Origin of the sequence: Thalassospira indica, assembly GCF_003403095.1 — a bacterium.
Lineage (GTDB): Bacteria > Pseudomonadota > Alphaproteobacteria > Rhodospirillales > Thalassospiraceae > Thalassospira > Thalassospira indica.
Genome location: NZ_CP031555.1, coordinates 78133 through 91433, shown reverse-complemented (window position 1 = coordinate 91433; position 13301 = coordinate 78133). Strand labels below are relative to the sequence as shown.

Below are 13301 nucleotides of genomic sequence, written 5' to 3'. Positions count from 1 at the left end.
AGAACTTTTCAGTTCTTTCTCAATCCAATCACGCGATCACAACATACGCATTACCGGCACAATTTTACGGAGCCGCAATGCATTTGTTAAAACAAAGACCGAAGACAACGCCATTGCGCCTGCTGCGAGAACAGGAGTGAGCAGAATTCCAGAGAAAGGATAAAGCAGACCTGCAGCAACAGGGATAAGTGCGGTGTTATAGCCAAAAGCCCAAAACAGATTTTGCTGAATGTTTCGCATCGTCCGGTTGGATACTTCAAAGGCATTGATGACGCCGCCAAGATCGCCAGACATCAGAACAATATCTGCCGACTCAATTGCCACGTCAGTGCCTGTGCCTATCGCGATCCCAACATCGGCATGAGCGAGAGCAGGTGCGTCATTAATACCGTCACCAACAAATGCAATCTTCCGCCCCTCTCCACGAAGATCATTCAAGGCCGCAACCTTGCCGTCTGGCAACACTCCAGCAACTACATGATCAATTCCAGTTTCCTCTGCAATTACCTGTGCAGTCTCAAGACTGTCACCTGTTATCATTGCGACTTTCAGGTCAAGGCTGTGAAGCGCTTTTATCACGTCCCTGCTTGAAGGCTTTACAGGATCTGACACTCCGATAACAGCAGCAACCTGTCCGTCAATTGCTGCGTACAATGCTGTTCGCCCGTTTCGTGAGAGCTTTTGAACAACTGCAGGAAAATCTTTGAGATCAATCTGTTCTCGTCGCATCAGGCGTTCAGTTCCAACTAGGACAGTTGCATCATCAACCTTTGCTCGGACGCCGTAACCAGTGAATGAGGTGAAATCTGTAACTGGTTGGTCTGCGTCAATATTCTCACGGCGCGCCGTAGATACGATTGCGTTGGCAATCGGGTGTTCCGATCTGGCTTCAACAGCAGCTACATACCTTAAAACTTCAAGTTTTGTGAAGCCTTGAGCAACCACAAAATCGGTTACCTCTGGCCGTCCTTCCGTCAAAGTACCAGTCTTGTCGAGCGCAACGATCTGAACGGAACGAAGTTCCTGAAGTGCGTCTCCCTTGCGAAACAAAATACCCATTTCAGCTGCACGACCTGTTCCAACCATGATGGAGGTTGGTGTGGCTAACCCCATTGCGCAAGGACAGGCTATTATTAGAACAGAAACACCTGCCACCAACGCCATTGTAACGGCTGGCTCAGGACCGAACAAAAACCATGCCAAGACACTTAGTGCAGCAAAAAACATGACTGCAGGTACAAACCATTGAGTTACGCGATCAACCAGACTCTGAATGGGAAGTTTGGTGGATTGGGCTTCTTCAACCATCCGAATTATTTGCGATAATGTTGTGTCTTCACCAACACGAGTTGCGCGAAAACTGAAGCCTCCTGCACCATTCACGGTTCCTCCTGTGACTTTTGAATCAGCTTGTTTGGCAACAGGAATTGGCTCGCCCGTTATCATGCTCTCGTCAATATGACTGTTTCCCTCAACAATTACACCATCAACCGGGATTCGTTCACCCGGGCGCACTATAATAACATCGCCAACTTGAAGGTCATCAACAGGAACAATGACGCTTTCGCCATCGCGTTGTACTCGTGCTTCTATAACTTGAAGTCCCAGAAGTTTTTGGATCGCCGCTCCAGTCCTCCCCTTTGCACGGGCTTCCAGAAAACGGCCAAGCAGGATGAGAACAATGATGACTGCTGCGGCTTCGAAATATACTGCGCGAACTTCCACAGGTATAAGTTCAGGAAGAAATGTGGAAACGGTAGAGAATATATAAGCCGCTCCCGTTCCGAGTGCGACCAGACTGTTCATATCTGGAGAACCTTTCAGAAGAGAAGGGACACCTCTGATGAAGAAGTATCTGCCCGGCCCGGCAAGAATTGCTGTTGTTAAGATAAATTGCAGCGTCCAGTAAGTTTGCTGCCCGATCGTGCTTTCGATAACATTAGCAAGTTCCGGGATGATATGACCGCCCATTTCGGTCAGAAAAATAGGCAGAGTTAGCAAAGCAGCCCAAAGCGTACGGTAGGCTATTTCACGCGCAACCTGTTTATTCTTGATAGAACTGTCCGTTGTTTCTTTGATCTCAGATGGATAACCGGAAGCAGTCAGTTGGGAGGACAATTCAGTCGGAGAGACAACATTCTGTAGGAATTTCACCGCTACAGTCTCAGTTGGAAGGTTGACGGCTACGTCTATTACGCCGGTGACTTGGCCAAGCGACTTTGAGATGCGATTAACACAAGAGGCGCATGACATTGAATTCACACTTAGAGTTACGTTGCCATATTGGGGGGCATAACCAAGTTTCTGAAGCGCTTGAGCAATCTCGACAAGCCTTTGCGCCTTGTCGACCTTCATTCGGGCCGTCTCATTCGCCTGATTGACCGATACTTCTCCGACACCTTTCATCGCGGATAGAGTTTGCTCGATTCTTGCTACGCAAGAGGAGCAGGTTATCCCATCAAGTTTTATTTGCACGTGATTATGGTTTTGCATCTGAACCTCTGATTGTCTGCTGTTTAAGCAAGTATGAAGGTTCCAGTCACTGGAAGGTCAAGTATTTTGTTCGAAGTGTCTCACACGACGTGTACTTTGCTGTTTTCTTCCAATTTTTCGGCAAAAAATAGCGCGCACAAGTCACTACTAAGAAAGCCATTAACTGTTGGAAGGTTCTTCCTGGCCCGTCAACCAATGCGCCCCAAAAGCGGGAATGTTTCCAGCAGCCAGAACGCAAAGGCGGACATATAACCGGTCATCATGGCAACTCCCATGGCGATCATGATCAAGGCCGCCGCTGCACGGAGATAACGCCCAAAGCGTCCTATGGATTTCAATCTGACAGACAGGCTCTCGGTAAACAGTGCTGCCAAGAGAAACGGCACTCCAAGCCCCACGGAATATACGATCAACAAAGCAATACCATCGCTGACAGTTGCCGACGAGGCGCTGACAGTCAGAATGGCACCGAGAATAGGACCGATGCAGGGTGTCCAGCCGAACGCAAAAGCAAGCCCAAGAGTATATGCCGAAACCACACGTCCACCAGGCAGATCAAGATGAAAGCGCGCTTCACGCATCATCCACGCCGGACGGAGCGTTCCCAGCATGAACAGCCCGAACAGAATGACAATGCCGCCACCAATCAGATTCATCTCGAACCGGTACCCGAGCAGGACCTGACCAAGTGCTGTTGCACTGGCCCCCAGAAGGACGAAAACCGTGGTGAAGCCCAAAACGAAACACAGGCTGAAACCAAGAGATGACAATCGACCAACTCGGATTGCCTCCGTTCTGGTCGAAAGAGAGGCACCACCCGCGATATAGGAGATATATCCGGGAACCAGAGGCAGCACGCATGGCGAGAGAAACGATATGAGGCCTGCGGCGAACGCGCTTATTATGCCGATATTGGAAAGTTCAGGCATTAATCTGTATTCCGTAAAATCAGGAACCAAGTATTCAGAGAACAGGAAGGTCAGCTAACCAAACAGTGCTAAGCCTATCTTTGTTCAGGGCTCTTTTCCTACTTTTGAGAACCAGTCTGTTAACTGATCGAGCCACCCCTTTTCAACAGGCGGCTTTGGGGGGTGGACAGCGTTTGTCAATCCGTTCACGTAAAGGATCAGATTCATCTGATTGAAACTCGTGCCGTGAAAAATACCGGCATGGCGGGTATTCCGATCGATAATATGAATCATCGGCGCAGACCCGTCACGCTGGCTCAATTTGGCGAATTTATCGGCAACAGTTACAGCACTGATATCCGAAGACGGCATAACAGGCCGCCAGTTCACCAGATCCCAAGAAGGAGTATCTGAAAAATCTTCGGAATGAACGGTAATGAACGTGACCATTTCCCGCATCGGGCTAATATTCAGCCTCGCCTGAGAGGACGCCAGTAGGGTTTGCTGTTCTGCACAGGCTGCACCACAATCCCTTGGCACAAAACTTAAAATAAGTATCTGATCATCAAGGTCGCTCAAATTAAAGCGACCTTGATTTTGGTTAAAAAGTTCTATCTCTGGAACCTTTCCGGTGTTTGTCACCTCAAAATATGGCTCTTTATCCGCCATCACCTCGTCAAGGTGTTCACCGGGATGATTCGCAAAAGCTGGTGAGGCCGTCAACGCCAGGATCAAAAACAACCACCGGATCATTCTGTTTCCCCCTGCGGCCCGGCGGCAGCTATGCCAAGAATGGCGACGTCAATGCTAATCTCGCCTGCGTTTTCAAAGCGCAATGTCATGGGAAACTTCTCACCTTCACGGAGTTTTTCATGCAATCCCGTCAACATGAGATGCATTGCCCCCGGCGCCAGAGTGACCGGGCGGTTGGCCGGAACATCCAGAGCCATGACATGTCGCATCCGGCGAACATCATCGACCGTGACGACATCATGTATCATCACATGGTCGGCCACAGCTGTGGTGATTTCCAGAAGGCGGTCGGTCGCAGCGCTTGTGATCGTAAGATATGCCACACCCGGACGGGATGTCAGAATCGTGGCACGTGCCCAGGCGTCAGATATTTCGACAAGGTTTCCGGCAGAAACCGGTAGTGCTGATAGCAAGGTCATGACGAGGGCGATGGCTGTTCTTTTCATATTGTACTCCCATTCATGATCGCGAGAATCCGGATTGCCATGTCTTCTGCCGGCTGATCTCCTTCACGAAAGACAGTCAGGTAACGCCCATCCGGTGCCATCAGATAAAGATGCCCGGAATGGGCCATCAAATAGCCGTCCGGTGCTGTATCGTCGTCCAACTTTTCGTAATAGACCCGAAAAGCCTCGGCGGCTGCAGCGACATCCTCCTTACTACCGGTCAATCCGATCAGCGCCGGATGAAAGGCCTCGACATATTCCGCCATGACGTCAGGTGTATCGCGTGCCGGATCAATTGTAATGAATATCGGTGCCACGCTGTCGGCTTCACGCCCCATGCGGTCAAGCGCATCCGCCATATAGGCAAGTGTGGTCGGACAAACATCAGGACAATGTGTGAAACCGAAAAAGACAAGCTGCCAACGCCCCGGGAAGCTTGCTTCACTCACACGGTTCCCCTGATGATCGGTCAAGGAAAAATCAGAGTGAATGGCGGCTTCTCCCGTCCCTTCGGCCCCCGACGACATTTGCTTGCGGTCGGAAGCCTGGAAGATATATGCGCCGCCAAAGAGCAGTACAGCAAGGACAACCATCCCCCACAATAGGGAACGGATGAAACGTAACCGGTTGAAATTATTCGATGTCATGAAACGATCCCGTGGAAAATCCCGCCCGGGTATTTGTCCCGGGCGGGTGTCATGTCACGATGTTATTTGTCGGAAGGCTGCGGCATGTGATCGGTCATAGCAGCCATCATTTCAGTACACTGCTCCATCATCGGCCCCATCTGGCTCATCATCTTCATCATACCCATCATGCCCTGCATATCCCCCATGCCTGAATTGCCATCATGCTCCATCATCGGGGATTGCTTGTCCGGAGTTTGGGCTTCCTGGGCATATAGGGCTGTTGTCGCCAGTCCCGCGACCATCATTGTGGCAAACGCGGTGAGTTTGATTGATTTACGCATCTCTAACATTCCTTTCGGTTGTGGACTCATGTCCCGACTGGGGTGTTACAGACGCTATATTTGCGCCTGATGCAGCCGGGGACCTTCCGGCCTCGTTGCCGGGAAGACTGTTTTTCGGGGTTTCATCGGATGAAGGGGCGATATCGCTGGCGCTCTTTTTCGACGAACAGGCCTTTTTGTTCATGCATAAACCCAGCGCACACATGGCTACGCAAGGCAGAACAGAAAGGAGCAAAGGTGCAATGCCGACCGCAACCATCCAGCTCCAGTTAAATGCAAGCCCAGCGACAAGGGCAGTTCCAGCCAGCACAAATACACCGCGACGTCCCTTCAGGTAATATCGAACGGCATGAACCACGTCATGCCCAAGCGAGGTATTACCGGATTTGGCTTGTTGTATCTCGGTCATAGGAGTTCCTTCCTCAATCGGTGTAGATGTGGGATTTAAGAAAATCTATCATCTCTGCTGTCGCCCATTCGGTCGGTCCGACAAGTCGACCAAGCTCGCGGCCGTTCCTGTCAATCAGAAGCGTCGTCGGTAAACCGGGGATGCCCAGAGCCGTCGTGGTTTTCATGGTTGGATCGATGAAGAGGTCCAGATTCCGGATGCCGATTTCGCTATAGAAATCCTGCACGACATCCGCTCCGGCCCGGTCGATCGACAAGGCAACGACTTTGAACTCCGAACTGCCGAGTTCGGCCTGCAGGGCATCCAGGGTCGGCATTTCCTCGCGGCAAGGAACACACCAGGTAGCCCAGACATTCAGCAAGACGACCGTTCCCTCGAAATCACTCAGTGTCATGGGTTGACCTTCGGCGTTTTCGAACCCGAATTCGGGAAGAGGCCGGGGAACGTCATGCATGACAAACGAGCGCTGTTGTCTCTGCCTTACATTGTCCGCTGCCTGATCGGTGACATTCTTCTCGTTGCGTAACGAAACTATGGTCAATGTGGTAACAACCACCAGTATGATGCCAGCGGCAAACCCCACTTTCAGGTTCATATGCACCAAGAGGCTCTTCATCGAGGTGCCTCCGCAGTTCCGGCACCTGAGGCCTCATTACGCAATTTTTCGACCCTTGGCAGAATGGTCTCGGCCAACACTTTTTCCGTTACCGGCCCGACATGCTTGTAAGCAATGTTCCCTTTTGCATCGACAACGAAGGTCTCAGGGACGCCATAGACGCCCCAGTCAATTGCCACACGCCCGTTAATGTCCGCACCTGTTCTCGTATAGGGATCGCCAAGGCTATCGAGCCATTCTGCAGCGTCGTCAGGCTGATCCTTATAGTTCAGACCATGCAGTGGAACGGTGCCGTCGCGGGCCAGTTTCATGAACACGGGGTGTTCTTCACGGCACGCGACACACCAGGAGGCAAAAACATTGACCAGCGACACTTCACCTTTGAGATCCGTACTCGACAAACCTTGCATCCGGCCTTTTACCGGCGGAAGGTCAAATTCGGGGACCTGTCTGCCCAACAGGGCCGAGGGGAGTGTGTTGGGATCAAGAGTCAATCCCTTCGCCAGGGCCACACCCAATATCAAGGCGATGCCAAGCGGCAGAAAATAGATCAGCCGGTTGAAGTGCTTTTGCGGGCGATGTTCTTTGGGGACTGCACTCATTTCGCCCTCCCGTCTTTAGGATTCAGATTGTGCTGGAATGCGCGTTCCTCGTCCGACCAGACACTCTTGATATAGCCAAGTACAGCGATGATCTCCTCATCACTCAGAACATCCTCGAATGCAGGCATATCGCTCTCATATCCCGGCACGACAGCGCCAATCCCGAACTTGGTCATCGCATAAAGTTCCAGGTCGCTATGGCGCCATGTATGACCACTGGCATCGTGCGGCGGCGCAGGCATCCGCCCGGTATCAAGGCGGCGCTTCCAGTTTTTCTGCCCCTCAAGATTTGCACCATGGCACGATGCGCAGAATTCAGCATAGACATCGTTGCCCAGTGCAATCTGTTCCGGAGTGATCGGCTTTTCCAGAAAAGTCAGATTCTCGGGCGTTGATCCAGCATCCGCTACCCCGGACAACAAAGCCATGCCGACGCCAGCCATTAATCCGGTGACCAATGATCCAGGCGATACAGCGATCATTTCCTGCCCCGCAGATATTTAAACAACGCGAGAACACTCATGATCAGGATCGCAAGGATCAGAAGAAACACAAGACCGCCTCCTGCCATCATCAGCATCATCATCGGGCCCCCCATCATCGAACCATCCATCATCTGTCCAAAACACTCATTCATTGGCGTAAACGGCAATGCCGTCCTCTCCGAACGCATAGGTTTTCAGCGTCCCGGTTTTTTCACGTGCCATGCCCGGCGCATTTGGTGGCATGCCGGGCAGCGTGATACCCGTTATATCCGGGCGTTCATCAAGCATCCGTTCAATGATCTCGGCGGGAACCAGCCCGCTTACGACATATCCGTCAATCTCGGCCAAATGGCAGCCCAGCCCTTGCTCCGGGACACCGGCGGCAACGGATCGCTTGTCGAAATCGCGATCATCGACACGGGTAACCTGATATCCATTGGTCTCAAGATATTCGCCATAGGCATCACAGCATCCGCAGTTCGGATCCCGATAGATTGTGATCGATTTGCTTCTCTCACCAGCTACTGTCACGTTCGTTTGCGCCTCTCCTTTTCCCGGAGCAAACATTGTAAATGCAGCACTTCCGGCAACAGCCAGAATCGCAACACCTGTCACAATCACTAATTTTCTCATCTGTTTCTCCATCATCATATGTTCGCAATGGCGGTCCACGTCCTGCCACCGTCTGGGCTTTGTAAAACCCCGTCGTTATTCACAATTACGAGATCATCAGCGCGTAGCGGATGAACCGCGAGTGCTGTTGCGATAACTTCTGAACGCTTTAACCAGGTGACACCCGCATCGTGCGATTGCCAAATTCCGGATGGCAATCCGGCATAAAGTGTGGCCGGTCGCGATACCGCACTGACCAGCGCACTCACAGGTTCACCCTCAGGTAAGGGTACTTTGGGAGTTGCCTGCTTTCCGGACGCAAGAGCATCCATGGCATCGCCCGGCTGAACATCCTGCCAACGGCAGAAACAATCCGGCACACGCGTTACACCGGTATCGGTTCCGGCATATAGCCAGATCCCACCCATTCCGGTTGCCAGATCGACTGAAGACAGTGCTGTCAGATCTCGCTCGGCATTCGCTAACCATGGCCGGTCCATGACAAACACCCATGACTGACCAGCATCATCGCTCTGCCATAAGCCGTCACCGCGAATGGCGGCATATATGGTATCTGGGTTTGTCACCGCCGTTGTGATGGCAGTGACGGCAGCTTCTGGCAGTCCTTGCCCGCGCACGTCCCAACTTTTCCCGCCATCGACAGACAGAACAATCCCGCCGGTATCCAGACCGCCAACAATGCGGCCCGGCCTTTCCGGATGTGTTGTAAAAGTGAGAATGGTGCCTTCCGACACCTTCGGCAGCGCTGTCCAGTTTTGGCTCCCATTGCGATAAAGAAGCGAGGTACCGCGCGCAACAATCAGCGAATTGCCGTCAAAAACGATTGCACTGCTTGTGCTTTTGCTAATCGCGGCAAAGGCCGTGGCTGGCAACAGGTAGAGGCCGGCACCCGCCATGAGACCGCGAAGCAGCACACGTCTGGAAACGGCGCCACCCACTATGGTGTTTCTCTTCATATGCCTGTTTCTCAAGGAGTTGGAGCTATCAGACCGTGATACGGAACCTGCTCACAATGATCCTATAAGGTTTGATCTTCAGGGGTCGGGCTCCCGTAAAAACGGGGCGCTCAAGGCAGGGGCGGATTGCCGCCTGTCCATTGAGTGAAGCCGTGCTTTTGGGCCTCGTAGATCGGAAAACATGATTTCCGACCCTGTCTGAAGAAGCTCTCAAGCCCGCAATAAAAATTGCGGGCACGAAGCAGCACGTCATGAGAAATCGCGGTGATGCCCCATGACACTGATATCCTCAAACCAAAACGGATTAAGGAGATATCAGTTCAGAGTGTTGGTTCTGGGAGGGAATGGATCGGGAGAGTTTGAGCGGCCGGTAAGGCTGCCTGTCGGCCCGAAATGCTCGACTGAGGCGAGTGCAGGTATTGCAACTTGTACAGGCGAAATTGCGATAGTTGATACCTGAGGGCACGCAATATCGCAGTCCGGCATGATGTCGCCGCTGCCAGAACAATTCTGGCAATTGTCCATTGCCATGTCCGCCATCGGCATCCCGACATCCATAACAGCAGCGTTGACCGTCTGGAGACTTGTCCCGACGGCAAAAGCAGCGATCAAAAGTATGGTCAGAAGCCTGATACAAGCTAGCATACTTATAGTCTTATCCCAAGAATGAATATCTGTCGATAATAAATTCCCGTGAACATTCCTCTGTCAATCAAGAACATGTCTCTGCGCATAGTCCAGATGGGAAAGTCAGTGGGCTGCCCGACCTTCAAGAGGAAATGACCGCACTACATTTATCGACAGATTGCCCGCAAACTACGCTGGCAGATAGAGGAACAACTCATTGTGTCTACTCATCATTGGCAGGTTCGTGGTTCGGAAGCAATAAGTGCCTTCCTTTGTTGTTAAGGCCGTTTATTTCCGATTGGCCAGATAATCCCTAAAAACCAGAAGGGTTTCTTCGCTAGCATAGTGTTCCATACCTTCAGCGTCAATTCGAGCCGTCTCCGCACTAATACCAAGGGCACAAAGAAAACTTTCGACAATCTGATGGCGCTCCCGGCTTTGTCGGGCGAGCTTGCGGCCTTGGGCTGTCAGGAAGATACCACGGTAGGGTCTCTGTTTGATATATCCGTCAGAAGCGAGGCGCTTGAGCATTTTGGCAACGGTAGGTTGCGCAACGCCGAGCCTGCGAACAATATCGACCTGACGAGCTTCTCCGCCATCAGTTATCAGGTCGGCAATCAGTTCGACATAGTCCTCAACCAATTCATTTCGGCGACTATTCCGCGTTTGCCGAAAACTCTCTACTTGTACGTTTTCATCAACAAGGGCACTCGAAGGCGCTTCTTCTGTCTGATCGGTAAGCATGCGATTTCCTTGGTAGTTATCAGCAATAAGGTATAGCTAAAGCTATACCTTATTGCAATACAGCAAACTGTTGTCTGATTTAACAGGAACTGACGTGGTGATCTGTTTTAACATAGCTATTGCTATATTATAGAGTAAGTGCTTTTATTGATTGAAACCCCTGTATTAAGGAAACTCTCATGCGTCGATGGCTACCAGTAGTTCTTAACCGTCGGAGGTTCCTCGGAGCTGGCATCATCGCAACTGCGGGGGCGACCTTGGCTGCTCGGGAGACGCTTGGCCAATCGGACACATCACAGGGCACGAAGAACCATGATGGCGACAGATTGGGTAGCGGAAATATGTCGGAAATGCCGGGCCATGCTACTAACCATGGAACGATGATGACCGTTGGAGATGTCGACGAGGTGCGCAATGGCTTCGACACCTCAAAACTTCTTACCGATTGGGATACAGGAACGATCTCGCAGCTACCTGATGGACGGCGTCTGCGTACTTTCGAAATTGATGCCATCGACAAGGAGATCGAAATTGCTCCCGGTGTCATGTTCCCCGCATGGACATATAATGGCCGGGTACCAGGTCCGGCATTGCGAGCAACTGAAGGCGAGCGACTCAGAGTCATCTTCCGCAACTATGGCTCTCACCCGCACTCGATCCACTTCCACGGGATTCATTCGGCTCGCATGGACGGTGTGCCCGGGGCCGGAGTGGTTGGCCCAGGAGAAGAGTTTATCTATGAATTCGATGCCGAACCGTTCGGCTGCCACCTCTATCACTGCCACGCACTCCCCCTAAAACGGCACATCCATAAGGGGCTTTACGGGCTCTTTATCATTGATCCTGACCCGGGACGACATCCCGAAAATACTGATATCGCCAGATCCAGACTGCTAGGGACAAAGGAGAACAATCAGTGGCAGGAATTCGCAATGGTAATGAATGCCTTCGACACCAACTTTGACGACGAGAACGAGGTCTACGCGGTCAATACTGTTGCACATGCCTACATGAAGCGACCTATCCCTGTGAGACGCGACAGACCGGTCCGCATTTACCTTGCCAATCTCGTCGAATTCGATCCGATCAACTCGTTTCACCTGCATGCGAACTTCTTCAACTATTTCGATCACGGCACCACACTAACGCCGACACAACTGACGATTGATACCGTCATGCAGTGTCAGGGGCAGCGAGGCATTATCGAGTTCTCGTTCGAGAATCACGAGCCTGGGCTCTACATGTTTCATGCGCACCAGTCCGAGTTCGCCGAACTGGGCTGGATGAGCTTTTTTGATGTTCAGGAGGCCAGAGCATGAGTGACACGGACCCTTTAGCCCCAAACATCGATGCTCGGGATGCTTCACCTCGCAACAAGCTGGCTCTGATCTGGCTGGTCCTGCCACTTGCAGCACTTGCCGCCGCTATTGCATGGCTCGTTACGAGCGATCTTTTAGGCAGTTTTGACAACGGTGTACCACCAGTAGAGAATTTAACCTTCGAGCGGACAATTCTGTCCTCGGACGGCATTGCCACTCGAGTTCGCGCCAGTGGTTCTGATCCGATGATGATTGCTCAGGTACTTGTGGATGATGCGTATTGGCAATTCGAGCAGACTCCTCCGGGACCCTTGAGCCGGGGGCAGAGCGCATGGATTCATGTGCCATATCCCTGGGTTCAGGGAGAAGCGCATGTGATCAAGACAATTACGAATACAGGGGCAACATTCGAGCATGAGATCCCAGTGGCGGTGACGTCGCCAACCCAGAGTAATGGCACGTTGCTCTTCCAAACCCTTCTTGGCGTCTTCGTCGGTATCGTGCCGGTATCTATTGGCCTCCTGTTCTATCCCGCCTTGCGCGGCGTCGGCCAGCCGGGCATGAACTTCCTGCTCGCCATGACTGTTGGCCTGCTTGCTTACCTCATGATCGACGCTGCAGGAGAAGCGTTCGAACTCGCCAGTCAGTCTGCTGCCATCTTCCAAGGGCAGATCATGGTTGTCTTCGCCTCGGCGGCAAGCTTTCTCATACTTATGGCTGTTGGTCGACGACATGGTGCGCCGACGGGTTTGGCTCTCGCCACATTTATTGCTCTCGGGATCGGGTTGCATAATCTGGGAGAAGGTTTGGCTATCGGTGCCGCCTTTGCGGCTGGCTCGGCCGGGCTTGGTACGTTCCTGATCTTGGGTTTTGCCATCCATAACATCACGGAGGGCATTGGAATTGCGGCTCCCATTCTCAAAAAGCGACCGTCGTTAATCACTTTCCCGGCTCTTACCCTTCTTGCAGGAGGACCTGCAATCATTGGTTTGTGGATCGGAAGTCTGGCAGCGGCACCGCAATGGTCGGCCCTCGCCCTGTCCATCGGAGCGGGTGCCATCTTGCAGGTTATCATCGAGGTCGGTTCCTATCTGGCCAGAAGCAACGGACGCGGCAGTGCAGCGCTTTATTCGCCTTCAGTGTTGAGCGGATTGATTTTTGGCGTTGCCTTCATGTACGCAACGGCAATGCTGGTGAAAATCTAAACCTTTCACTGTCGAATACAGCGCCTTCATGCATTCAGACGTGGCTCGAACACATGATAGAGCATTTAAAGGCAGTAGATTGACGATTGCATGCCCGGCAATCACAATCATCTTTGATGACAAGTCGCCGAATGC

Annotated in this window: 16 protein-coding genes; 2 read left to right on the top strand and 14 right to left on the bottom strand. The window is 52.0% G+C overall.

The window, feature by feature from the left end:
- Positions 1-36 precede the first annotated feature (36 nt).
- The 14 genes from DY252_RS00415 to mntR form a co-directional block, all read right to left on the bottom strand.
- Complete coding sequence (locus tag DY252_RS00415) at positions 37-2493, bottom strand: heavy metal translocating P-type ATPase (protein WP_062956570.1); 2457 nt, start codon at positions 2491-2493, stop codon at positions 37-39.
- Positions 2494-2681: 188 nt separating this feature from the next.
- On the bottom strand, positions 2682-3422 hold the full coding sequence (locus DY252_RS00410; RefSeq protein WP_062956571.1) for a cytochrome c biogenesis CcdA family protein: 741 nt from the start codon (positions 3420-3422) through the stop codon (positions 2682-2684).
- Positions 3423-3506: 84 nt separating this feature from the next.
- Positions 3507-4154, bottom strand: coding sequence for a thioredoxin domain-containing protein (locus tag DY252_RS00405; protein WP_062956572.1), 648 nt, complete (start codon positions 4152-4154; stop codon positions 3507-3509).
- Positions 4151-4600 carry a copper chaperone PCu(A)C gene (locus tag DY252_RS00400; protein WP_062956573.1) on the bottom strand — a complete coding sequence of 150 codons (450 nt, stop codon included), beginning with the start codon at positions 4598-4600 and terminating at the stop codon, positions 4151-4153. Before DY252_RS00400 ends, DY252_RS00405 begins: the two co-directional genes overlap by 4 nt.
- Positions 4597-5247, bottom strand: coding sequence for an SCO family protein (locus tag DY252_RS00395; RefSeq protein WP_064788068.1), 651 nt, complete (start codon positions 5245-5247; stop codon positions 4597-4599). The genes DY252_RS00400 and DY252_RS00395 overlap by 4 nt, the downstream gene beginning before the upstream one ends.
- A 62-nt stretch (positions 5248-5309) precedes the next feature.
- Entirely contained in the window at positions 5310-5570 is a 261-nt protein-coding gene (locus DY252_RS00390) for a hypothetical protein (RefSeq protein ID WP_062959163.1), read from the bottom strand.
- Positions 5563-5979 carry a hypothetical protein gene (locus tag DY252_RS22300; protein WP_197482551.1) on the bottom strand — a complete coding sequence of 139 codons (417 nt, stop codon included), beginning with the start codon at positions 5977-5979 and terminating at the stop codon, positions 5563-5565. Before DY252_RS22300 ends, DY252_RS00390 begins: the two co-directional genes overlap by 8 nt.
- 13 nt (positions 5980-5992) lie before the next feature.
- Positions 5993-6595 carry a TlpA family protein disulfide reductase gene (locus DY252_RS00380; RefSeq protein ID WP_062956576.1) on the bottom strand — a complete coding sequence of 201 codons (603 nt, stop codon included), beginning with the start codon at positions 6593-6595 and terminating at the stop codon, positions 5993-5995.
- A complete protein-coding gene (locus tag DY252_RS00375) occupies positions 6592-7197 on the bottom strand; it encodes a DsbE family thiol:disulfide interchange protein (RefSeq protein ID WP_062956577.1) in 606 nt (201 codons plus the stop codon). Before DY252_RS00375 ends, DY252_RS00380 begins: the two co-directional genes overlap by 4 nt.
- The gene (locus DY252_RS00370; RefSeq protein WP_062956578.1) at positions 7194-7679 is read right to left on the bottom strand and encodes a c-type cytochrome; all 486 of its coding nucleotides are present in this window, start codon (positions 7677-7679) and stop codon (positions 7194-7196) included. The genes DY252_RS00375 and DY252_RS00370 overlap by 4 nt, the downstream gene beginning before the upstream one ends.
- Entirely contained in the window at positions 7676-7813 is a 138-nt protein-coding gene (locus DY252_RS21970) for a hypothetical protein (protein WP_156518939.1), read from the bottom strand. Before DY252_RS21970 ends, DY252_RS00370 begins: the two co-directional genes overlap by 4 nt.
- Before the next feature lie 13 nt (positions 7814-7826).
- On the bottom strand, positions 7827-8315 hold the full coding sequence (locus tag DY252_RS00365) for a DUF411 domain-containing protein (RefSeq protein WP_196871077.1): 489 nt from the start codon (positions 8313-8315) through the stop codon (positions 7827-7829).
- Positions 8316-8329: 14 nt separating this feature from the next.
- Positions 8330-9271, bottom strand: a complete 942-nt coding sequence (locus DY252_RS00360) for a WD40/YVTN/BNR-like repeat-containing protein (RefSeq protein ID WP_197482552.1) — start codon at positions 9269-9271, stop codon at positions 8330-8332.
- A gap of 915 nt (positions 9272-10186) precedes the next feature.
- Positions 10187-10642 (bottom strand): manganese-binding transcriptional regulator MntR, encoded by a 456-nt coding sequence (gene mntR, locus DY252_RS00355; RefSeq protein WP_062956581.1) that lies wholly within the window; start codon positions 10640-10642, stop codon positions 10187-10189.
- A gap of 179 nt (positions 10643-10821) precedes the next feature.
- Between mntR and DY252_RS00350 the strand changes: the two genes are divergently transcribed.
- Positions 10822-11961 carry a multicopper oxidase domain-containing protein gene (locus tag DY252_RS00350; RefSeq protein WP_114129784.1) on the top strand — a complete coding sequence of 380 codons (1140 nt, stop codon included), beginning with the start codon at positions 10822-10824 and terminating at the stop codon, positions 11959-11961.
- Positions 11958-13166, top strand: a complete 1209-nt coding sequence (locus tag DY252_RS00345) for a ZIP family metal transporter (protein ID WP_062956583.1) — start codon at positions 11958-11960, stop codon at positions 13164-13166. The genes DY252_RS00350 and DY252_RS00345 overlap by 4 nt, the downstream gene beginning before the upstream one ends.
- The last annotated feature ends 135 nt before the right edge of the window (positions 13167-13301 follow it).

What these genes read in the sequence shown, in the direction of transcription:
- DY252_RS00350 (WP_114129784.1), top strand. Translation starts at nt 10,822, where the DNA reads ATGCGTCGATGGCTACCAGTAGTTCTTAACCGTCGGAGGTTCCTCGGA.
- DY252_RS00410 (WP_062956571.1), bottom strand. Translation starts at nt 3,422, where the DNA reads ATGCCTGAACTTTCCAATATCGGCATAATAAGCGCGTTCGCCGCAGGC.
- DY252_RS00375 (WP_062956577.1), bottom strand. Translation starts at nt 7,197, where the DNA reads ATGAGTGCAGTCCCCAAAGAACATCGCCCGCAAAAGCACTTCAACCGG.
- DY252_RS00395 (WP_064788068.1), bottom strand. Translation starts at nt 5,247, where the DNA reads ATGACATCGAATAATTTCAACCGGTTACGTTTCATCCGTTCCCTATTG.
- DY252_RS00390 (WP_062959163.1), bottom strand. Translation starts at nt 5,570, where the DNA reads ATGCGTAAATCAATCAAACTCACCGCGTTTGCCACAATGATGGTCGCG.
- DY252_RS00380 (WP_062956576.1), bottom strand. Translation starts at nt 6,595, where the DNA reads ATGAAGAGCCTCTTGGTGCATATGAACCTGAAAGTGGGGTTTGCCGCT.
- DY252_RS21970 (WP_156518939.1), bottom strand. Translation starts at nt 7,813, where the DNA reads ATGATGGATGGTTCGATGATGGGGGGCCCGATGATGATGCTGATGATG.
- DY252_RS00400 (WP_062956573.1), bottom strand. Translation starts at nt 4,600, where the DNA reads ATGAAAAGAACAGCCATCGCCCTCGTCATGACCTTGCTATCAGCACTA.
- mntR (WP_062956581.1), bottom strand. Translation starts at nt 10,642, where the DNA reads ATGCTTACCGATCAGACAGAAGAAGCGCCTTCGAGTGCCCTTGTTGAT.
- DY252_RS00405 (WP_062956572.1), bottom strand. Translation starts at nt 4,154, where the DNA reads ATGATCCGGTGGTTGTTTTTGATCCTGGCGTTGACGGCCTCACCAGCT.
- DY252_RS00370 (WP_062956578.1), bottom strand. Translation starts at nt 7,679, where the DNA reads ATGATCGCTGTATCGCCTGGATCATTGGTCACCGGATTAATGGCTGGC.
- DY252_RS00345 (WP_062956583.1), top strand. Translation starts at nt 11,958, where the DNA reads ATGAGTGACACGGACCCTTTAGCCCCAAACATCGATGCTCGGGATGCT.
- DY252_RS00360 (WP_197482552.1), bottom strand. Translation starts at nt 9,271, where the DNA reads ATGAAGAGAAACACCATAGTGGGTGGCGCCGTTTCCAGACGTGTGCTG.
- DY252_RS22300 (WP_197482551.1), bottom strand. Translation starts at nt 5,979, where the DNA reads ATGACCGAGATACAACAAGCCAAATCCGGTAATACCTCGCTTGGGCAT.
- DY252_RS00415 (WP_062956570.1), bottom strand. Translation starts at nt 2,493, where the DNA reads ATGCAAAACCATAATCACGTGCAAATAAAACTTGATGGGATAACCTGC.
- DY252_RS00365 (WP_196871077.1), bottom strand. Translation starts at nt 8,315, where the DNA reads ATGAGAAAATTAGTGATTGTGACAGGTGTTGCGATTCTGGCTGTTGCC.